The sequence below is a fragment of the Siphonobacter sp. SORGH_AS_0500 genome (assembly GCF_031453245.1).
Classification (GTDB): Bacteria; Bacteroidota; Bacteroidia; order Cytophagales; family Spirosomataceae; genus Siphonobacter.
This window is the reverse complement of the sequence record NZ_JAVIYT010000005.1, coordinates 24,246-45,375: the sequence shown is the minus strand read 5'-3', so window position 1 is coordinate 45,375 and position 21,130 is coordinate 24,246. Positions and strand designations below refer to the sequence as shown.

Genomic DNA, 21,130 nt, shown 5'->3' with positions numbered 1-21,130 from the left:
GGCTTTGAATAAGCTACTAAATACTCTAAATCGTACTGTCATCTGATAAAGTATTACGCTTTTGAATAAGATGACTTTGAGACTGCTTTTGAAATTGCTCGGGAGTTTGTCCGGTTTGCTTCTTAAAAAAGCGGCTGAAGTAAGGACGATCCGAAAAGCCCAGCTGAAAAGATATTTCCTTAATGGTACAATCACTGTGAATGATAAGCCGCTTGGCCTCCAGAATAATGCGGTCATGGATGAGTTGCATGCCGGTCTTATCCAGTTTGTCTTTCAAGATCTGATTCAGCCGTTTTGAACTTAAGCCCAGTTTTCCCGCGTAAAAATCTGTATTTCGAACGTGTAAATAGTTACTCTCCAAAAGCGTGAAAAAATCAAAAACTCTTTTCTGATGAATATCATGGTTGGTGAATTCCTGCTCTTTCACTTTAATTAGCTTGAGCAGAAAAACCCGTAGTATCGCTTTAAGAATCATTAAGTCTGCTGCTTCTTTCTGATACTCATCCTTCATAAGCTGAAAAACGGCGGTCAGTTCTCTGGCTATAGGTTCTTCCAGCTTAAGACATGAAAATTCTCCCTGTACATTAAAGATTTTAAAGATATCGAGTAAAAACTCCTTGTCTTCTTCGCTAATCACTTCTCTTTTAAAAGACAATAATTCGCCACTCTTGCCGGCTTTGTTGAGCTGGTGGACTCGATACGGTGGAATTAAATATACCCAGTCGCCCTTAACTTGGATGTCACTGGATCGGATATCGTGAAGGGGATCTTCATTTTTTAACCATACAATCTCAAAGAAGTCTTTTCTACTCGGGTCTTCTAAATAACTCGGTGGGCAGTTGTGCAAATTCCTCATGTACACTAAGGTATTTGAGAGCCGGGATTCCGCTATATTTTTCAATTTGATTGCTCTGAGTTCAGATGGAATATTTTGCCAGTAATGGAGGACTATTCGGAAATAGTCCATCTTGAGTCCTTAAAAATAAGCATTAGTAGATGAATATGTTCCAAATTGTCCAACAATTCTAGAATAATGTATAATTCCTGAGCGGGGGTCACTTTATAGTTTTGCTGCCCATAAACGGATATACCATATGCACTTAGCAATAGAACCCGGAACTGATTTGGGAGCCCATATTCGAGAGAGATACGAACAAATTATTTGGGAAAATACCAGGCTGTTCGAACAGATTAATTTCGATGAATTTGCTCCGTTCGTGAATGAAATCAGCCAAGCGAAGGCTATTTTTTTAGTGGCCGCAGGACGCTCTGGATACGCCATGCGATCTATTGCCATGCGTTTGATGCACTTAGGTTTAAAGGTCCATTTTGTAGGCGATACGACCACCCCGGCTATTCAGCCGGGTGACTTGCTTTGGGCTTCTTCCGGCTCTGGTAGTACAGAATCCATCCTTAGGGCAGCCGAAAAAGCAAAGGCCGTGGGGGCCCGAATTATTGCTATTACGACCAATACTACGTCAACACTAGCTCAGCTTGCTGACGCTCACCTTCAACTCCCCGCCGCCGAGAAACAAGATCACCAAGGCAGCCGATCGAAGCAATATGCAGGAAGTCTATTTGAACAGTCCATACTATTGACCGGAGACGCTCTTTTCATGGAATTGTGGAAACTTGAAGGTTCGACCGCCGAAACTCTTTGGAAGCGTCATGCTAACCTGGAATAATTGTAATTAATCAGTAACCTAACAATAAGTCAAAATGGCAAAATTACAAGTAGCAATAGATTTATTAACTACCCAAGACGCTCTCGCCCTGGCCGCTAAAGTAGCCCCTTACGTAGACATCATCGAATTGGGAACTCCTCTTATCAAAGCAGAAGGTTTGAAGGTGGTAACCGCTATGAAAGAGGCCCATCCTGACAAATTAGTTTTTGCAGATATGAAAACTGCCGATACCGGATTTTTAGAGGCAGAAATCGCATTTCAGGCCGGGGCAGATCTTGTTACGGTGATGGGAACGGTTGATGATGCAACGGTTAAAGGTGCGGTAGAAGCCGCCGAAAAACATGGAAAAAAAGTTGTAGTAGATACAATCGGCGTAAAAGACAGGGTACAGCGGGCTAAAGAAGTTACCGCCTTTGGTGTAGCTTTCGTAGAACTTCACGCAGGATTAGATGAACAAGCTCTGCCCGGTTATTCTATTCAGAAATTAATCAGTGAAGGGAAAGAAGCGAAAGTTCCTTTTTCTGTGGCTGGTGGCGTCAACATTCATACCATTAAAGACGTCGTAGCCGCAGGTGCGGATGTTATTGTGGCCGGTGGTGCTATCTATGGAGCTGAAGACCCAGCAGCAGCAGCCAAAGCACTCAAAGAGGCCATGGTTGCCGTTTAGTGGATCTAAATGTAGAGAAAGAGCCCAGTCTTTAATATAAGGCTGGGCTCTTTCTGTGTGAAAGAACCCCTGGTGCAAGATTCCATCTCGTTCCTGCAATAAGGCAGGTTCCTCCCTTCCGTTAATACCCAAGTTCATAACCTGGATTCGCAATCAAAAAGCGTTGGTAACCCTAAGCGTCGCAGAAGCTTCTCTCCGGCATCCGCGACACAGTCGCTGACGAACTAACGTACGCAACTTTAGTTACAAGATAGCATAATCTGTCACCAATTTTAGAACCTGTAATGACCCGTCCATTTGTTAACGTTATAAGCACCGCATCTACTCGATCAAACAAAGATGAATAGCAAGTTCAACGTCTTTGCCTAAATAAAAACATTCAATGTTCCACGTAAGGAATTAGGATTTATCCTCTATTCTTCCTACCTTTCATCTAAATCGGATGAACAGCTATCGAGCATAGGCCGATTATCTTCTTTTCTATATTACTATACAGCGTTCGACTTCAGTGGAGACTTTTCCAGGATCGAACTTCTGTTATTTCATCGCTAACCTTTTCTGACGCTCCTCCTGCCCATTGCTTTTAGGGACTAAGAAATGCTTTTTATGATTCGATCCCTTATTGCAGGCACTGGTGCCTATATCCCGACACTTGCGGTTACCAACGACGCCTTTCTTTCTTCCCACTTTTACAATCCTGATCAAACGCCTTTAGCTTATTCCATTGAAACGACGCTAAAGAAATTTTCGGCCATCACGGGGATTCATCAGCGTCGTTATGCCGCTCCTGGCATTACCGCATCGCTCATGGGTCTGGAGGCCGGAAGACAGGCTCTTCATCACGCTCAGGCCAACCCAGAACTAATTGATCAAATTATAGTAGCTCATAATTATGGAGATATGGCCTATCGAGGAGCTCCCCGGGATCAGGTCCCTTCTCTAGCTTCCCGTATTAAACAGGGCTTAGGTATTAAAAACCCTTATTGCATTGCATACGATCTTGTTTTCGGCTGTCCGGGATGGCTTTTAGCTCTGATGCAGGCGGATCAGGCCATTCGAAGTGGATCTGCTTCAAGGGTTCTGGTGATTGGGACGGAAACGTTATCCCGGGTACTGGATGGCAGTGATCGGGACTCTATGATTTTTGCCGACGGGGCCGGAGCCTGTTTACTCACTAAAAATGATACGGTTCCTGAACGTGGCCTTTTGCACAGCATTGCCCGCTCGGATACTCAAACCGAAGCTTCTTACATCTATTCAGGTAAAGCCAATGATGGATCAGAAGAAGCTCCCGTTTTTATTAAAATGCAAGGGCATAAAGTCTACGAATATGCTCTGCGGGAGGTACCTCAGGCGATGAAGAAATGCCTGGATGCGAGTGGAAGATCCATTGATGAATTAAAAATGATCTTCATTCATCAGGCTAACGAGAAAATGGATGAGGCCATTCTTCGCGAATTTTACAAATTATATAGCCATACGCCTCCCGCCTTAATAATGCCCATGAATATTGGCTGGATGGGCAATAGCTCCGTGGCTACGATTCCTACGCTACTGCATCAGGTTATGAGCGGAGAATTGGCTGATTACCGTCTGCAATCCAATGACCTTATTCTATTCGCCTCCGTGGGAGCGGGCATGCATATCAATGCCGTGCTGTATCAGGTCTAAAAGATAATTTCATGATGAGGGCATTCCCCACCAGAACTTTTCAAGGGCTTTAATCTTACTTTATGATTCATGAAAACCTATTACTGATTATAACCTTATTTTTTATCATGGCGTTGCTCTATTTGATTAGTCAACGCTTAAAAATAGCTTATCCCATTTTTCTAGTGATGGGAGGTCTGGGCATCAGCTTTATTCCCGGAATTCCGGCGATTGTTATTGATCCTGACCTGGTATTTTTAATATTTTTACCTCCCCTGCTCTTCGAAGCCGCCTGGGAATCCTCTTGGCAGCAGCTTTGGAAGTGGAAAAGATCCATCCTGAGTTTAGGGTTTGGTCTGGTTCTGGTCACTTCGCTGGCCATTGCCTATTTTTCAGTGGCTCTGATTCCCGAATTCACGCTGTCTTTGGGTTTTCTACTGGGAGGTATTATCTCGCCGCCGGATGCCATAGCTGCTACTTCTGTGTTGCGGGGACTGGACGTCCCCAAGCGAGCTCAAACCATTCTGGAAGGCGAGAGCTTAGTCAATGATGCGGCTTCGCTTACCATCTTTCGCTTTGCTTTAGCAGCCCTGTTAACGGGAAACTTTGTCTTTCATGCGGCTCTTATCGATTTCGTGGTGCTTTCAGTCATGGGCGTTTTCGTAGGTGTCAGCATTGCCTATGTACTCTACGGAATCATGCGGTATTGGGGCGGAACTTCGCGTATCATTACCCCGATCACCTTAATTGCTCCGTATCTCATGTATCTCGTAGCAGAGCAGTTCCACTGGTCAGGCGTTATGGCGGTAGTTAGCGGAGGCTTGTTATTATCGGCTCGTTCCAGTACTTTTCTTAATTACCAAACCCGCCAGCAAACCCGGGAAGTATGGGCTACGGTCGGTTTCCTGCTCAATGGATTCGTCTTTACCATCATTGGACTTCAATTACCCCTGATTGTGCAGGGGTTAGAAGAATATACGGTAGGAGAGGTCATTTATTATTCCTTGCTAATCAGTGCCTTAGTTATCGGTATTCGTATCGTTTTGGTTTACATATCCTTTTTTGTAGCTCAATTTCTCTCTACGAATAAATCATCTCTGGAACCTCACCCAGGACTAAAATTTTCCTTTCTCATTGGCTGGGCTGGGATGCGGGGCGTGGTATCACTGGCTTCGGCCCTGGCGATCCCTCTGACTTTGGCGGATGAAACAACAGCCTTCCCGCACCGAAATCTAATTCTATTTCTTACGTTCGTAGTCATTCTAATCACGCTTGTGTTGCAGGGACTGACGTTGCCCTTAGTAATCAAATGGCTGGGCATTCAGGAGACCGCCGAGCAAATTCCGGCTCAAAAACAAATCGAATCGTTACGCCTGGAACTGAACCAGCTATCACTTGAGCATCTGGAAGCTCATTATAGTTACGAAATTGAGGAGTACGAGGCCATTGAGCGGATCCAGGCCCAGCTCGTTTCTTATCTTTTTGTAACGCAAAAGACCTTACTTTCTAAGGATCAGGGTTCTGGCTTGGTAACCGTTCAGGATCTTTATCGGAAAGTCATGCTTGAACTCATTGAAGTAAGAAGGCAGGGGCTGGGGCGAATCAAAAAACAGAATCGATTTGATGACGACATTCTTCGGGCTAAAGAAAAGGAACTCGATTACGAGCAGGCTCGCTGGTCACGCAAATAGCACATTTAACTTTGACGTATAACTGGTAAGGTTATGTAAAACCAGACATTCCTTGCTTCGAACATCTGATCGAAGCAAGGAATGTCTGGTTTTACGTTTACGTAGGGCCCCCGTTTTCTACTAACCCAAAGAATAGCATCAGCTTCGATGAGTCCGGTATCGTTCTCTAGTTCCAGCTAACTCTAATTAGATCCGGTACGATTACGGGCCTGAAACTGCGTTGTTTAAGATCAGTCCAATCGGCAAGGTTAAAGAAGGTTTGATTTAGCAGAGCAATCAGCAAATGCATCATAATCAAAGGAATAAAGAGTGAAAATAGTGTAAGACCAAGTTAGAAACCATTAACCCACCAAAGGAGTAGGCCGACCCTGGATCTTCAAGAGGCGATAGTGGGAATGTAATGCCGATAAAAAACTTCGGTTTTCCAGATAGGGTAGGTTAAAATCAGCCGCTGTTTGTTTGATTATGGGAGTTAGGGCTGGGTAATGAATATGGCACACTTTCGGAAATAAGTGGTGTTCAATCTGGCGATTCAGTCCACCCAGAAAGAAGGCCGCTACTTTTGAATACGGAGCAAAATTGGCCGTCGTTCGAAGCTGGTGAACGGCCCAGGCTTCCTCGATATCTCCCTGCGAAGTAGGCGTGGGAAAACTAGTACCTTCTACTACGTGGGCTAGTTGAAAGACCAGTCCCAGTACAAGACCTTCCGTCAGGTGCATGGTTAAAAAGCCAATACCTACCTGCCACCAACTTACATCAAGAATGAGGTACGGTAATACCAGTAAAAAGAAGTAATAGATAAATTTACCAGCAAAAAGGTTTATGTATTCTTTTTTGGGGTGGCCAGTATTAACCTGTTGCCCAATCCTGGCTTTAAAAAACTTCATATAGTCTTTTCTGAAAACCCAGGAAAGAGAGGCCAGAGAATAGAGAGCAAAAGCATAATAGTGCTGGTAGCGTTGCCAGGGTTTAAGGGGTTCATCGGAATCAATGCGAATTAAACCCGGAGCAATTTCAATGTCTTCATCATGGCCGGGAATGTTGGTATAGGTATGGTGAACGACATTATGCGTGATTTTCCAGACGTAGGGATTGGCTCCCATGAGATAGAAACTATTGCCTAACCATCGATTAACCCAGGCTTTGGAAGAAAAGGCTCCGTGCAAGGCATCATGGGAAACGTTGAAACCAATGAAAGCGGCCAATAAGCCGAGTCCTACGCAAAAACTCAGCATCGTCCACGGGCCAAACTGATTGGATAACAAAAGCACATAGAGTAGCAGAAAGCCCCCCAGAAATAAACTTGCTTTAAGCCACATGGCTGCATTGGCATGCGGGGAAAGACCCTGTTTTTTAAAATAGGTATCCGTTCGTTCACGCAGGGTTGCGAAGAACTGCGACTGAGATACGTTTGTAAATTTGAGTTGTTTTTTCATGAAAAAAGGGTTGGCACTTTGTATGTAAACCGTAAGCGAATAGACGCTTATGAACAAAGCAGAAAACTCTGGTCGTTGAAAACCAGAAATGAGAAAGAAATCAGATTGTACTGAGCAGAAATAGCGAATCCTTAGACTGAACGAATAAAAGTAGGCTTACCAAGGAGGCGAGGGCAGGTAATCGTTTGGGGGTAGTCATGATCGTTGGTGATAACCGAACCGAATCAGGGGGCTAACCCAAAAGCGAGGCAGTGTGAAGTTCTTAGGTATACGTAAATACCTGGTACTCTTATAGAACCTAGGGATAGGGTAGTTAGTTCATGGTATTAAGTAATAAATCGATTTTTAAAGCAACGCTCCATCCTAAGTACGCTCCCTACGTTTGAGAATAAACTACTAATGCGAGAATCCATCTCATACCTAGAAAAAAGGCAGGTTCTCACCTGCCATTAGAACCCTGAGACTCTGATTCGTGAAAAAAGCGTTGGTAATGTGAAGCTTCCGCGACGCTTTATTTCTCATAAGACTCCACTACTTCAATTAACCCTACAATATGGTTGTTGAACTCCTCTAACTCTTCAGCTGGTACCCACAATTCATTATGAATAGGACCACCTACATTTTCAATAGCGTACTTCTTTAAATAATCACTATTGACTTCAAACTGAGTTACGTAGCCATTGCCGTAGGCGGGTACATTCCATTGAACCGTAATCTGTCGAGCGTACTCTATATTAGTGACAGGATAAAAGATGGGTTGCTCAGGTAAACGGGGTGGAAACTTAGTCCAATTTGATTGGGCAATCAGATCTAATTCCTTTTTGCTAACGGGGCGGAATAGCGTTGTTGTCATTATTCTTAAAATTTACTGTATAAATAAAAATTCACTACCTATGAGTTATTGGACGACAGGCAAGATGTACCCACGATTGATTCTTTAATGACAAATGAAGCCTATGAGTTGCTTTTACGGAATACCAGTTCAATACTACTATTCTAATTAAATTCGTGTTCTCTGGATTTTAACCATACAGACCAGTTTATAAAATCCATGAACTGAGTGACGATATGATTTTCTTTAGTTCAATTGGTAATGGATAGTAACAATTCCCTGAAGACCCGTATACCAAATTGCCTCTTGAGAAAGCAGGCCAACACCGGGCTGATGACTCATAAAACTTCCTGAGATGAGGTAATTGTCGCGGGAGGAAAAAGGAACAAATTTTTGTAAACCTACGTCTAGCCCCCAGCGTGAAGACAAACGAAAAGCTGCTGCTGCGGATAAAGCTAATCCGATCCGAATGCCATGCTCAGAGGCAAGGTAATGCATTTTCTCTCCCGAGGAAAAAGAGTTAATGATTCCTTTTTGATCGTAAGAAGAGCCTAGGAAGGCACTGCCTAACTTTAGGCCCACCTTAGCTGTTGGCTTGCTACTACGAATGACATCGATGCGAGCTCCCGCTTTTAAAAAGGCTCCTGAGGTTTTGATGTCGTCAACACCACAATCGCACATATAGCCTGAAGCAAAGCCTCCGAATGAATTTTGAAAGGTGTATCCGCCTTGAAGGGTTAAAGCCCAGGCATTCAGGTTCGGGCTAAATTCACTAGTGATTTCAATTGATTTGCCTGGAAGAGTGGCGAGATTGATTCCCACCTGACTTTGCCAGTTTTGTGCATGCCCACAGCAGGCGAAACCAAGGATAACGAAGGTTAAAAGAAGACGCATAGTGCAGAAAGGAAAGGTAGAAAGATAAATCTTGGTAAAGATACAGTTTATAAAAAAACCAGCTATTCCCACTGGTGCAAGATTCCATCTCGTTTCTACAAAAAGGGCAGGTGAAAACCTGCCTTCCTGAGACCTCAATTCGTAAAAAACGGTTGGTAATACGCAGCGTCGCAGACGCTTTTCTGCGGCCCCGCAACTGACGAAAGCATGGCTCCTAAAGCGAGGACCAATTTGGCCCAGAGGACTTATGGTAATAACAAGCCGGAGGGGGTATAGAAAATCACCTTGATGACCCCCTTGCTTGAAGCGAACCAAAGTTAGGAAAGGAGACCTGTGTTTTTCACAAAGCTGTACGGGTTGGTTGATTCAGTAGTTGCCTAACTCGTTCTGGTAACCTACGCTTGCCCCCCGCCGTTGAACTGCCCAAAAATAAAGAAGACACACAAAATGAATATTCCTTTTGAAAATAAAGAAAACATAAACTCTGGTTGATAAAGACTAGTAAAGATAAATCGTAAGGTGATATTCATAAAAAAGAACTAATTAATGAATAAACCTATAACCATGTCATACCTTTTGACAGATTTGGAAAATGGAATGAAAGGTTTATTATTAATCCGATTTTGCTAATCTAAAGGATCTTGATAAATCGATGTATATTAAATAATTATTAGTCTTTTTTTTACCAAAGGATAGCTTTATCGATTAGTGATAAAGCTATCCTTTAATATGCACTATAGGTCATTTAAGTCTATATAATCAAGTTAGTTAATTTAAAATTACCTTACCTGATACTACTGAATTTTGACTTATCAAACTAACTATATATATACCAGTAGTTAATAAATTACCTTCAAAGGTTATTTTGTTTTCACCAGGTACTAGTCGAATACGTTTAGACATAATTTTTCTTCCTAAATAATCTATTAGCTGAATTTCTGAAGCATTAGCTAAATTGGTATCCCCATAATGTACCCATGCCTGTATGTTTCGTGTTGGGGTTGAGGAAACTCTAAGTTGTATTCCTAAATAAGCATCAAATTTTACAGATACTGAGCGTGAAAAAGTATAGTTACCGTCAAAGTCAATTTGTTTTAATCTATAGTAATGAATTACTGAGGGATCTAGGTCATAATGCGTGAAGTTATACTCTTGCTTGACTGTGGTTGTTCCTTTTCCCTCTAATGTGCCTATCGTCTCGAAGTCTTTGCCATTAGTCGAATGCTGAATTTCAAAAAGGGAATTATGAACTTCTTGAGCTGTTGACCAGCTTAATCTAGCGTTTTTACCATCAGCTTTGGATACAAAAGTCGCAAGTGAAACAGGTGTAGAAGAGCCAACGTTTATAGTCGTAAAGGAATTGTCATCTGAAATATCATTGCCAGAAGTTTGAGCACCAACGAAACCCACGGTACCAGAAACTAGATCGCTGGTGGCGGAATTTACGGCAAGATAATGGATCTGAGCACTAAGGCATTGAGAGCGAGTAATAGTAGAGTTATTGATCAAGCGAACGCCATTTGCAGGGGTACCGGGGTCGTTGATGGTAAAGGAGAAGGTTGAAAGAGGAGACCCATCGGGATTAGTGACATTAGTAATGCTAGCTGCAGCCCCTACCGTCACCAGTGGTCTAATGCGATTACTAGGTAAAATGACATTAGCCGGACCAGTGTTACATATCGTCATTAGGATGGTGCCATTTGTATTGAGCGGGGTATAGTCCTGCTCGGCATTTATATTTATACTAACGTTCTGAGCCTGAACTAATAGGGCTAGTAAGCTAAAAATCAAGGCAAGAGTTATATGTTTGATAGTCATATCTACAGTTTGGTTGAGAACATTCCCCAGCCAAAGGCTGGGGAATATTGATAAAGCATTGTTAGTTATACGCTATTCTGGTTAGTTAGCTGAGACGGTTGTAACAACAATGTTATTGTTGTCAGGGGTTTCGCCCCCGCCGGTTTCTGAATAAACGGTAGCTGTAATGTTTTGACGAGTCCCCGTAGTTGTATTAGTCTTGCGGCTAATTGTGAGACCTAATGTTGCAGAGCCATTGGCAGGAATAACGACACCTGGTTTAGAAGTGAACATAATGAAACCAGCATTTTCGGTGATGTTCCAGTTACCATTTTGGTTTGGAGTATTTCCAGAAACGTTTGAGTTACCACTGGTAGTTGGATAAGTAATCGTAAATCCAGGAATCTTAGCAATGGTAAATTCAATAATATCCGTTGTTGCTACTCCAGCTACTTCGTAAATGTTAATTACAAAATCTCGGGGACCGCTACCAGGTAAAAAGGTCAGTGAATTAATGTCTGACGTGGGTGTTAAGTCTGGCCTACTGACGATGAAAGAAATACCACCGAACTGATTCAACTTCGTGTCAATAACATCGGAGATACCATCTTTATCAGCATCGGTAGTGGTATCAATTTTACCATCGTTGTTAGTATCTAGTAACCCTTTGCCGTTACTAACAATATCATTCGTTCCGTCATTATTACTATCCAGATCGTTGTAATCAGGTGTACCATCACTATCGGCATCTTTAGGGGCCGTCGCACCGGGAGAACCAAAGGTATTTTTAGCGTTATCTGCAGTATCTTGAATTCCATCACCGTCCGTATCTGGACCGTCCACAACGCCGTCATTATCCGCGTCAACCAGATTTATTTTACCTCCTTCTATCAAATCACTAACACTATCATTATCACTGTCTAGATCGAGGTAATCGGGAATGTTATCACCATCTGTATCTTTAGGATTTGTAGCAGTTCCCTTTTCAAATGAATCTAGAATGCTATCATTGTCGCTGTCCAAGTCTATGTAATCAGGCACTAAATCTCCGTCTGTTTCAGCTAATTTGGGTGAATTTGCATCACCAAAAGCACTAGGAAGTTCATCTACTGTCGCCATGATGCCATCGTGATCGACATCTACGGTACTGTCAACTTTTCCGTCACCATTAGCATCTAAGGCGAATGGATTTATGATTCCACTTTCATAAAGATCAAAAATTCCGTCGTTATCGCTGTCTAGATCAATGAAGTTAGGCTTACCGTCACCATCGGTATCGATTGGTGCTAACCCATTACCAGCCGTGGTAGGAATACCATTTGTAGCAGCTTCGCCATCAGCCTTAGCATCATTATTAACATCCGTTCCCCCGGCTTCAATCACATCGGCAACACCATCATTATCGCTGTCTAGATCATGATAATTGGGAATGCCATCCCCATCTGTATCAATTGCTGAAGAGCCTTCTGCATTTTCAACGGTATCTAAAATACCATCGTTGTCATCATCTAAATCCAATCGATCTACAATACCATCGCCATCAGTATCTACATCAACAGTAATGTTAGTAGGGCAATCCAGTGTGGTTACTTCGCTATGCTGTGTAGTATTATTAAAAGTATTATTTCCTCCAAAGTTATAAGATCCAGAATTCGTAGAGCCCACTTGATTGACATAACTAGAAATTGAAGCAAGCTGGAACTTACTATTAATAATCGAAATGAATCCTCCAGCATTGTCATAGTTACTGATATCACTTCCGGCTATGCTAGCACTGTTACCACGTTTATTACCGAAGAAAACGCAATTATCTAAAGATGTTGATAAATCATAATTACGAATAGCTCCTCCCCAAGCATTAGATGAAGTGACTACATTTTCTATGAATTTTGAATCTTGAATATAAAAAGCATTCGCATTTGCGTTCATAAAAATAGCTCCTCCTCCTTCTCCTGATCCATTTGAGGTAGTACGAGCCATGTTATTATAAAAAGTACTCCCTTTTATTGTATTAACGTGGGTTTGATCTAGACGGGTGGTGTGATAAATAGCTCCTCCTGAACCAGCATCATTGTTATAAAAATTTGAATTTAGAATTTCTAAATCAGCAGTAGTAGCGAAAATAGCACCGCCATAATATGATCCAGGTGCGGTATTGTTATTGAAACTAGAGTTGTTAATTCTAACTTTAGAAGTAGTTTGATAAATGGCCCCTCCATATAGAGTAGAAGCGTTGGAACAAAAAGTACTATTAGTAATATCTACGTATGCATTGTTAATGCTTGTAAGATAAAGGGCACCTCCATTTAATGCTTTATTATTAGTGAAAACCGAATTTTCAATAACTAGCTTTGCCGAATTATTATCTGTACTGTAATAAACTACTCCTCCATCTAGTGAAGCTGTATTGTTGCCGAAAAAGCAATTATCAATGGTAAATGTACCACCATTATATGTGGTCATATATATGATACCATTAGTAACACTTAAATCCTTAATGGTAAGATCCACAAGCTTTATATTTCCGGTAAAAGTTGACCCATAGAATATGGCTCCGTTACCTGTAGCTCCATGTAAGTGAAGACCTTTAATCTCTATATTAGGCGTACTTGATACCGATGAAATGCTATAAAATCTTCCACCATTGGACTTATTCAATAGGGTGGGGTGGGCAATGGGATCATAACCTATTAAACTAGTACCTGTAGCTGTAGAGGGAAACCCACCTTGTATTTTAATATTATTTTTTTCCAATTCAGTAGTTGCTGAGACCAAGTAGTTGCCTTCGGCAATATAAATGGTTGTATTGGCAGCTAGACTTCCAGTGGGAATACTTCCTCTAGCATCATCCCAAGAAGTACCATTACCAGTAGCTCCTTGTTTAATGAAAATTTGTCCATTTGTATCAATAATGGAAACAATAGCAGTCATTATAAAAGTTATTAAAACTTTTATAATGACTTGATTTTTTTGTAAGACTTTGTAAAAAATATTCATTTTTTCAAATTTAAGTTAATGAATAGAAATGCAGACTTATTCAAATGATTTAATTAATCAAAAGTGTACAAGATTGTGAATTATATATATACACTCTTATTGATCACAAATCAAGTTAAATATGCTATGATTTGAAATACCTCATTGAAGTATTTCAAATCATAGCATATTTAAAATATATATCATTTAAATACTTAATTTACATTATTAACCTGTCGAAGTATAATTTGTAGAGTAAGTAATTTATAATGTTTACATTAAGTCATGCCTTAAAAAGTATATTTAATATTAAGTACTAATTACTGAGGTATCTTTGAAGGTATCTAATACATTAAATAGTAATAATATTTGTAATCTTAAATCACTTATCACTGAATCAGATAAAATTCCATTAGTAGTCTAAGCGAATAAAATCAAAAGACAGGTTAGGTGAGGAGATGTTTTCTGCTTAGACAGATCACCAAGTTTGTTTAGTTCTTATTTATTTAACATAATGAAATTTATGAAACAAAATATATACCCCTAAAAAAAATTGATAATGAGTCTATTAAGCCATGAAAGCCAACTTTATACTACATTGTAAAAAAGTGCTAAAGATGTTTTGCTGGCGATGGATTGAGGCGTACCGAATTGGTTTAGTTAACGAGTGGTACAGAAGCCCGCCCTGGGTGTAGATTACTTTATTGAAAAAGGCGTAATTAATTTAGCTTAAATACACATCGCTGAATCTTCTACTGTATATACTTCAACTCTTATTTCTTTAATAATTAGAATAGCTAAGCATTGTTTATAAAGGTAATTTGTTAATTCATTCATACGTATGCTGGGTATTCAAATTCCATGCAATAGCTAACGTTTGCCCGACTGTTGACAGGTGGGTAATCTCTACTTCTATCATTTACTGGTTGATAAACAGGCCAATTATAATATCATGTACCTTAATTTAGAAGATCAAATCGTCGGAATAGTTATGTATTGAAACGACAGATGTATTTGTTTAAAACTTTATAGCAATATTTTATACTTTAATATATTATTGTACATAATTTTTACAAACCATCATTTCCAAGATCATCTTATAAAGATACCCGTTTCAACTTTCAACGAAATTCAGCTACTGCCAGTTTTGGTTTGATTGCTTGTAATTAAATATATCATCAAGTAATATAACAATTACAAGCAATCAAAATATCAATGGTTTATATATTCAATTATTGATTCATATTCAGCCAAATCTCTTAAATTAGAACATTGGAGTTTTTTGAAAATATTCTTTCTGTGCGTTTTAATAGTATGATATGAAATAAATAAGTTTTCTGCTATTTCTTTATTATTATTTCCCTTTACTAGAAAGTAAAATATTTTTTTTTCTTGTTTGGTTAATAAATTAATGTGGTTAAAATAAGTATTTATTTTTTTGGTAATATTGAAAATTCCTGCATATAGATTAATATAAATCTGCAATAAATCTTTTGGAACACTAATTTCAATATCAACCTTGCTTAAATCTTTATTATTTTTTAATTTAATTTCTTCACTTTTTATTTTATCATGATAATTTATATGTTCATCGTATAGCCAGTTTAACGCACTTATATTATCAATAAAAATCTTAGTTTATAGTCTTTGAAGAAATCGATTAAACAATGAAGTGATTGGCTATCTAAAATTGTGTCGTCAGATAGAACAAGTGCTATTTTTAAGAAATCATTATGAATATTTGTCTTGCTGTAATTATAAATTAAATCATATTCTTTGTGGGTAATTTGATTTATTTCCTGAAAATTCCATAAAATGCTAGAAGGTTTTAATTGATTATAATAAAAATTAAATTGCATTAGGCCTTGATTAAAATTTACCTTTTCATTGCAATTAAGCCAATGAACAGATAAAAATTCTTTAATTGGATCATACTCTATCTTAAGAATATGATTTTTGAATAATTCTGACATAGTTCAAGTTTTGTAAATCAAAGATAATTTGAAAGCGGGATAATGATTTATAAGTGTTTGATTAACACTCTATGTATGTCCTCAAATTATAGTATAATAAAAATATTAAAAGACTATAGCTTAAGGGTATGTTTATTTTTGATAAACTCATTTTGTGTGTCTATTATTAAAAATATTATTTATATAACTTTGATAGGTAGATATTAAAGTTATATCTTATTGTAGTATTATGATTTGTGATTTTATGTCCTTAATAAAAAAGAATTGGCTTCAATAAAATTAAAACTCTAAGTTGTTGACTTGATATTAATGAGATGTCATTTGTAAAGGCGGCCTCAATATTCATAAGGTTCTGATTATATCAAACCAAATAAGCAGATAGCATCAAAAATGATAACTGGTGACGAATCTAAAATTGGTGGATTGTGTGAGAGCCGTTGTGAAACGCCTTATCGATGAATAATTGAGCAGCCCGAAGCTAATTACGCTAGTTGTTGGTCCAGTAGGTGCGATAAAATGTATCGAAAATTCACCCTTGACAGCCAAGCTACTCTGTAGCAGGTTCCAACTGGCATACCCCATTTCGGTTTCTCGAATGGTGTGACCATTTGCCTGCTTTACAATTCCGTTAACTATCCCTCCTAGCTCTGAATGACCAATTATGAATCCAGCAGGGCCTTTTACAAACTCGATCCGTTGGAGCATGATCGCATCGGCCTGCTGGTTCCACCGATAGCTGCAAATGCCACTCTGATAAACATTGTTAGTGGCATCCGTACCCTGAATGATGAAAGAAAAACGGTTGGATCCAGTTGAGTGAAGAATCACGCCACTGATTCCGATGCTAATGATTAGTAACCAAACCCCAAAAATCGTATGCAGAATCATAGGGTAGCGATGTGTCAAGTGCATTATTTTTATATGATAGATGGGTTGTTATTGGTTAAAATAAATTTAGACTAAATAAAAATAATAAAATAGAGCAGTTTTATATACAAATAATAATAGAGTACCTAAATATATTACTAGTGTGAAATTACTTACTTACGAAATTTCGTGTCTCAAATAATCTTCCCGTTACCTTGTTTAGTAGTATAGTAAAAGAATACCTTGGGCTGTTAGAGCATTTCGTACATAGTATTGTTTTCTCTATATCACGTTAAAAAATACTAATTTTCATTTTGTAATGATGAGTTAAAATTAGTGCATATAGAACTAAATATTATTTGGTGTTTAATCTGATAAATACTTAATCACTACTATGTGAAATCAAGGCTAATCAAATATGAAACTGTCAATACTCATATTTGAAATTAGAGAAACTTGCCGCCACAAGTTTCTCTAATTAAATCTAATTTGGAAAAATTCCTAGTAGATTGACCATCATTAATTCTGCGTTCAACAGAGTAGAAAGCAGAAATTTACCAAAACACTTTTAATAAGATGTTTCCAGAACTCTTGTTAAGTGCTACAAAATTATCAATGGGTAATGCATAAAAAAATACTTCTTTGTAGTATTTTTTTACATAATTATATAAAAACAGTTTTCATATTATGAGTGATACTACTTAATAAATATTAATAAGTCTGATTATGCAATGAAGGTGTAATTAGATAATTTAATGCATGGTTTGTGAAGCTGTCAAATTAAAGCATTACCTCATGGGATGCTTACCTTCCATTCGTACCTCCAGCTCTGGTTTCAAGGAGGCTAACCTGAGCAAGCCACAGCCTCAATTGTTTAACGTACTCAAAGTGTGGGCTGAGTAGCCCCATCAAGTCTGGCGAATAGACGTCAAAGAACATCAACACGCTCTAGACCGAATCGGTCAAGTTCCTCAGCGAGCTGCTCAATCAACTGAAATGCCCAAGCCACAACGGCCAATTCAGCCATCTGCCCAGGCATAACCGATCTTCGAGAAAAGCTAAGTCATGTCAATTATCTCAGCAGGAACCATCCCCGGTTCGTCGCTCAAAGATCAAACCCGGCAACGTATCTAGTCCTTGACATTCCATTGTTTGTTTTCAAGTTACCGATTTTGACTATCAATGGTCTTAAACATTCTTCAAGCTCGCCGTCATTTCCTTCTATGCTCACCGGTAGTTTGTGAACCATTCCGTTGCTGATTAGGGATAAGTATATGCGTAGCTACTAGCAGCAATGAATAGGTAATTTTTACGGACAAGGGCGAACCACCTATTAATTACTCAAAAAAGCATTACTAAACTTGCCGATGAGCCAATCTAACGATGGGTGAGAAATCGTGTTAACTCTATTGGGCATAGGGGTTTGGTACGTTTACCGTGCCCAACAATATTTAGTTGCTTACTATTTAAATCCGCCGTGTTGAAACAAGAACTCCGGTATATGTCAGAACTCTATACTTTTCAAGCAGAGAAGGTGCCTTAGGGAAATAGACATGCCTTTGTTAGGAGAGGTAAGGTAGCATCACTTATTAATTAAGTAAGCTGTGATACACAAGTAATGGTAGTAGCTCTATGACAGTATTCCTGGTTTAATGCAAATTGGTCAATTAGTCTAGTAAAGGATATAGATTATCCGCTAGTAAACATACAAGATAGCCTAAATGAAGTTCATTAGGCTATCTTGTATGCTTCTTAAAAACACAAGTATCATAACTAATTATTAATTTCTGCTTATAGTATTTCGCGTTATCCACTTTTTTAGGATAGCATTTTTTATCAATAGAGATTGCGGACGATTAATCTAATATATAGTTCCCTAATTGAAGGTCATTATGTACTTTTTATTACTACAATAGTATATAATACTATACTACTTTTTTACAGCTACAGATTAAATCTTTCTTATTTTCAAAGTTTCCTTTCTTTTGGATAGTCTTCACTTTATAATAAACGGTTGACACATTTGTATTTAATTCTGACGCTATACTTTTTATGGTATAACCCCCTAATGTCATTTTTACAATTTTTCTTTCCATGGAAGATAGTCCATTCCATATTTCTACCATCTTTCTTTCTCCTTCATTATGCAGATTTAATAAATTATTTACAATTTCAGGAGATAAATACGACATTCCATTATATACTTCTTTAATTCCAAACATTAAATATTTTATGCTAGAGCTTTTACATATTAGACCCATAATATCACATCTCAAATAAGAAAGTACAATTTCTCTGTTTGAGTTATCAGAAATAGAAGAGTAAACAATAATACGTAAGTCAGAATAATAGCATTTCAGTCTTTCTATGGCTTCTGGCAAAGAAATAGACAGACATTCAGGGTCTATGATCACTAAGAATAATTGATTCCGATCTCCTATAGATGATGAATCCAGCGTTAGTATATTATTAATTTCTCTAACTTTAAAAAATCCATCTACACTAGTTAATATACCTTTAATACCTGCTCTGGTGACTGGATGAGGTTCCACTAAAATAATTTGTATTTGATTCATTACGTAATGAGTTATTGTGCAATAAATGCGAGATATAAAAAGTAAAAATTCAAAACACTCTAACGATTAGTTAAATAAAATGATTATTAATTTGATGATTTTTTTACCATTTAAATCATAAAAATGATAAACAATTAAGTCCCTAGTACGACATTCAACAAGTTTATATTTCACTGATTAAAAGAGAGTATATCCTTTATAATCGACCCTTATAGTATCAAATTGTTAGACATCATTACAAGACTATATCCGGTAATTATGCTTTAAATTAATACATATATTGACTTTTAAAATTGTCATATAAAGTAGTTTATCCTAGAAATATTTGTTTGCCTATCTATTGAATATTGTATAGGTTACTTTGATATTAACTAAGGTTTGAGATTAATATCAAATCATTATATACTTCTAATAAAGGATTCTTTTTTGCAACAAAAAAAGTTAAAGGTGTTATGATTTAAAATACTGCATTGCGGTATTTTAAATCATAACACCTTTAACTTTTTCTCAAAGGCGGGATTGAAATGGTAGGGATACTTGTAGCTGATTTCGGCTACGTTTTTGGTAGTGTTGAGGAGCAAAGCCTGGGCTTTTTCATGCATTCGTCGCTCAGTATGCCGAATAGAGACGTGCAAACAGTTTCTTGAAGCCTTTTTTGAGGGTAAATTCATTGGTGCTAACCTACCGGGTCAGATCCGTTAGGGAATAGGTCGTCCAAGAGGGGCAGCAGGATGGCTTTGGCGTGATGCATCTTTTCGTAGTCCTGCTTTGTAAGAAGATTTTAAAAGACAGTAATTAATGGGTTATATAACTTTGCTTATGTTAAGTACATTCAACTAATCCCTACCCAATCCAATACTTATAGCCTATGGTCAAAGAACTAACCCTTTCATGATTACTCGTAATTCTCGCCATCCATTAACTTCGACTAATTTAATTGAAAAGTAAATGGGTTAAGCGGGTTTTTATCTATTTTAGATCATCAATTAGAAAAGGCATCGAACACAAGGATAAACATATCGGAATCAAGGATATCGCTCGGCATGCGAATGTTTCCATTGGCCCAGTAGACCGCGTTTTGCATAATCGCGGAGGCGTTTCCAAAGAAACACGGGAGCGTATTCTTAAAGCCATTGAAGAACTAAATTATCAGCCTAATATCCTGGCTAGCAGGCTTAAGTCGACCAAGCAATATTCGCTGGCGATTCTGGTTCCCCGGGCAACGGATGAGATTCCGTTCTGGCACGAACATATCGTTGGTGTAGATCAGGCGGAAAAAGAAATCCGCCAGTTTGATGTGTCAACTAAACTCTTTTTCTTCGATCAGAACAGCGAAACTTCTTTTCGGGAGAAGGTTGATGAAATCATCGCCGACAATATTGATGGGGTTTTCATGGTTCCGGTCTTTTATAAAGATGCCCTTCGTTTACTGAATTCCTGCCAAAGTCGTCACATCCCCTGCCTACTTTTTGATACCAACCTGCCTGACCTTAAGGAAGTTAGCTTTATCGGCCAAAATGCTTTCGACAGCGGATTTCTGGCGGGGGAATTACTCTCCCACTGCTTGCCGGAGAAGGGTTCCATTCTGATCGTTTCTATCGTTCAGGAACACGATAATCATTTGCAATTCAGTAAACGGGAAGAAGGATTTCGAACCTTTTTTCAGCAGCATAAGCCGCAGGTTTGTTTGCACAAATTCGAATCCCGCCGGGGCATGACGACTGAGGTAGAAGAACTATTACTGGCTGAATTGAAGGACAAAACCAGTATTTCTGCCATTTTTGGAACGAATGGTATCCATCACGTAGCTCAGGTTTTCGAGAAACATTCCATCCAGACGATCAAACTTTTAGGTTACGATATTATTCCTGACACGGTCCATTATTTACAAAAAGAATACATTCATTTTCTAATTAGCCAGCAACCTAAAACGCAGGTATACGAAGGCATCAAACTTCTGTATCAGAATATCATACTTAAACAAAATCTTGAGCGTAATTATTATCTACCGATTGATATTGTCATGAAATCTAATCTCAAATATTACCTCAAATAATAGACTCATTTTAAGCAAAAAGCCCGAGTG

General features: G+C 38.6%; 15 protein-coding genes. 5 read left to right on the top strand and 10 right to left on the bottom strand.

Going from position 1 to position 21,130, the window contains the following annotated elements; translation table 11 throughout:
* Window positions 1-25 precede the first annotated feature (25 nt).
* Complete coding sequence (locus QE357_RS21235; RefSeq protein WP_307140574.1) at window positions 26-967, bottom strand: AraC family transcriptional regulator; 942 nt, start codon at window positions 965-967, stop codon at window positions 26-28.
* Window positions 968-1,094: 127 nt separating this feature from the next.
* Between QE357_RS21235 and hxlB the strand changes: the two genes are divergently transcribed.
* The 4 genes from hxlB to QE357_RS21215 all read left to right on the top strand — a co-directional run bounded on the left by hxlB (window position 1,095) and on the right by QE357_RS21215 (window position 5,693).
* On the top strand, window positions 1,095-1,685 hold the full coding sequence (hxlB, locus tag QE357_RS21230; RefSeq protein WP_309712115.1) for a 6-phospho-3-hexuloisomerase: 591 nt from the start codon (window positions 1,095-1,097) through the stop codon (window positions 1,683-1,685).
* 34 nt (window positions 1,686-1,719) lie between these two features.
* Window positions 1,720-2,352, top strand: a complete 633-nt coding sequence (hxlA, locus tag QE357_RS21225) for a 3-hexulose-6-phosphate synthase (RefSeq protein ID WP_309712111.1) — start codon at window positions 1,720-1,722, stop codon at window positions 2,350-2,352.
* Window positions 2,353-2,958: 606 nt separating this feature from the next.
* A complete protein-coding gene (locus QE357_RS21220; protein WP_309712108.1) occupies window positions 2,959-4,023 on the top strand; it encodes a ketoacyl-ACP synthase III in 1,065 nt (354 codons plus the stop codon).
* 62 nt (window positions 4,024-4,085) lie between these two features.
* Complete coding sequence (locus QE357_RS21215; protein WP_309712106.1) at window positions 4,086-5,693, top strand: Na+/H+ antiporter; 1,608 nt, start codon at window positions 4,086-4,088, stop codon at window positions 5,691-5,693.
* Window positions 5,694-6,034: 341 nt separating this feature from the next.
* On the opposite strand, the gene QE357_RS21210 is transcribed toward QE357_RS21215, so the two are convergent.
* From QE357_RS21210 to QE357_RS21175, 9 genes are all read right to left on the bottom strand, one after another.
* The gene (locus QE357_RS21210) at window positions 6,035-7,129 is read right to left on the bottom strand and encodes an acyl-CoA desaturase (RefSeq protein ID WP_309712103.1); all 1,095 of its coding nucleotides are present in this window, start codon (window positions 7,127-7,129) and stop codon (window positions 6,035-6,037) included.
* Window positions 7,130-7,640: 511 nt separating this feature from the next.
* Complete coding sequence (locus QE357_RS21205; protein ID WP_309712100.1) at window positions 7,641-7,982, bottom strand: hypothetical protein; 342 nt, start codon at window positions 7,980-7,982, stop codon at window positions 7,641-7,643.
* A 225-nt stretch (window positions 7,983-8,207) separates the two neighbouring features.
* Window positions 8,208-8,855, bottom strand: coding sequence for a hypothetical protein (locus QE357_RS21200; protein ID WP_309712097.1), 648 nt, complete (start codon window positions 8,853-8,855; stop codon window positions 8,208-8,210).
* A gap of 768 nt (window positions 8,856-9,623) precedes the next feature.
* Complete coding sequence (locus QE357_RS21195) at window positions 9,624-10,673, bottom strand: T9SS type A sorting domain-containing protein (protein WP_309712094.1); 1,050 nt, start codon at window positions 10,671-10,673, stop codon at window positions 9,624-9,626.
* An 81-nt stretch (window positions 10,674-10,754) separates the two neighbouring features.
* Entirely contained in the window at window positions 10,755-13,649 is a 2,895-nt protein-coding gene (locus QE357_RS21190; RefSeq protein WP_309712092.1) for a hypothetical protein, read from the bottom strand.
* A gap of 1,191 nt (window positions 13,650-14,840) precedes the next feature.
* Window positions 14,841-15,113 carry a response regulator transcription factor gene (locus QE357_RS25080; protein ID WP_409050277.1) on the bottom strand — a complete coding sequence of 91 codons (273 nt, stop codon included), beginning with the start codon at window positions 15,111-15,113 and terminating at the stop codon, window positions 14,841-14,843.
* A 128-nt stretch (window positions 15,114-15,241) separates the two neighbouring features.
* Window positions 15,242-15,601, bottom strand: a complete 360-nt coding sequence (locus QE357_RS21185) for a hypothetical protein (protein ID WP_309712089.1) — start codon at window positions 15,599-15,601, stop codon at window positions 15,242-15,244.
* Window positions 15,602-15,985: 384 nt separating this feature from the next.
* Window positions 15,986-16,489 (bottom strand): hypothetical protein, encoded by a 504-nt coding sequence (locus QE357_RS21180; RefSeq protein ID WP_309712086.1) that lies wholly within the window; start codon window positions 16,487-16,489, stop codon window positions 15,986-15,988.
* A gap of 1,904 nt (window positions 16,490-18,393) precedes the next feature.
* On the bottom strand, window positions 18,394-19,044 hold the full coding sequence (locus QE357_RS21175) for a response regulator transcription factor (protein WP_309712083.1): 651 nt from the start codon (window positions 19,042-19,044) through the stop codon (window positions 18,394-18,396).
* A 937-nt stretch (window positions 19,045-19,981) separates the two neighbouring features.
* Between QE357_RS21175 and QE357_RS21170 the strand changes: the two genes are divergently transcribed.
* The gene (locus QE357_RS21170; protein WP_309712080.1) at window positions 19,982-21,100 is read left to right on the top strand and encodes a LacI family DNA-binding transcriptional regulator; all 1,119 of its coding nucleotides are present in this window, start codon (window positions 19,982-19,984) and stop codon (window positions 21,098-21,100) included.
* The last annotated feature ends 30 nt before the right edge of the window (window positions 21,101-21,130 follow it).

What these genes read in the sequence shown, in the direction of transcription:
- QE357_RS21220 (WP_309712108.1), top strand. Translation starts at nt 2,959, where the DNA reads ATGATTCGATCCCTTATTGCAGGCACTGGTGCCTATATCCCGACACTT.
- QE357_RS21175 (WP_309712083.1), bottom strand. Translation starts at nt 19,044, where the DNA reads ATGAATCAAATACAAATTATTTTAGTGGAACCTCATCCAGTCACCAGA.
- QE357_RS21215 (WP_309712106.1), top strand. Translation starts at nt 4,086, where the DNA reads ATGATTCATGAAAACCTATTACTGATTATAACCTTATTTTTTATCATG.
- QE357_RS21235 (WP_307140574.1), bottom strand. Translation starts at nt 967, where the DNA reads ATGGACTATTTCCGAATAGTCCTCCATTACTGGCAAAATATTCCATCT.
- QE357_RS21190 (WP_309712092.1), bottom strand. Translation starts at nt 13,649, where the DNA reads ATGAATATTTTTTACAAAGTCTTACAAAAAAATCAAGTCATTATAAAA.
- QE357_RS21210 (WP_309712103.1), bottom strand. Translation starts at nt 7,129, where the DNA reads ATGAAAAAACAACTCAAATTTACAAACGTATCTCAGTCGCAGTTCTTC.
- QE357_RS21200 (WP_309712097.1), bottom strand. Translation starts at nt 8,855, where the DNA reads ATGCGTCTTCTTTTAACCTTCGTTATCCTTGGTTTCGCCTGCTGTGGG.
- QE357_RS21205 (WP_309712100.1), bottom strand. Translation starts at nt 7,982, where the DNA reads ATGACAACAACGCTATTCCGCCCCGTTAGCAAAAAGGAATTAGATCTG.
- hxlB (WP_309712115.1), top strand. Translation starts at nt 1,095, where the DNA reads ATGCACTTAGCAATAGAACCCGGAACTGATTTGGGAGCCCATATTCGA.
- hxlA (WP_309712111.1), top strand. Translation starts at nt 1,720, where the DNA reads ATGGCAAAATTACAAGTAGCAATAGATTTATTAACTACCCAAGACGCT.
- QE357_RS21195 (WP_309712094.1), bottom strand. Translation starts at nt 10,673, where the DNA reads ATGACTATCAAACATATAACTCTTGCCTTGATTTTTAGCTTACTAGCC.
- QE357_RS21180 (WP_309712086.1), bottom strand. Translation starts at nt 16,489, where the DNA reads ATGATTCTGCATACGATTTTTGGGGTTTGGTTACTAATCATTAGCATC.
- QE357_RS21185 (WP_309712089.1), bottom strand. Translation starts at nt 15,601, where the DNA reads ATGTCAGAATTATTCAAAAATCATATTCTTAAGATAGAGTATGATCCA.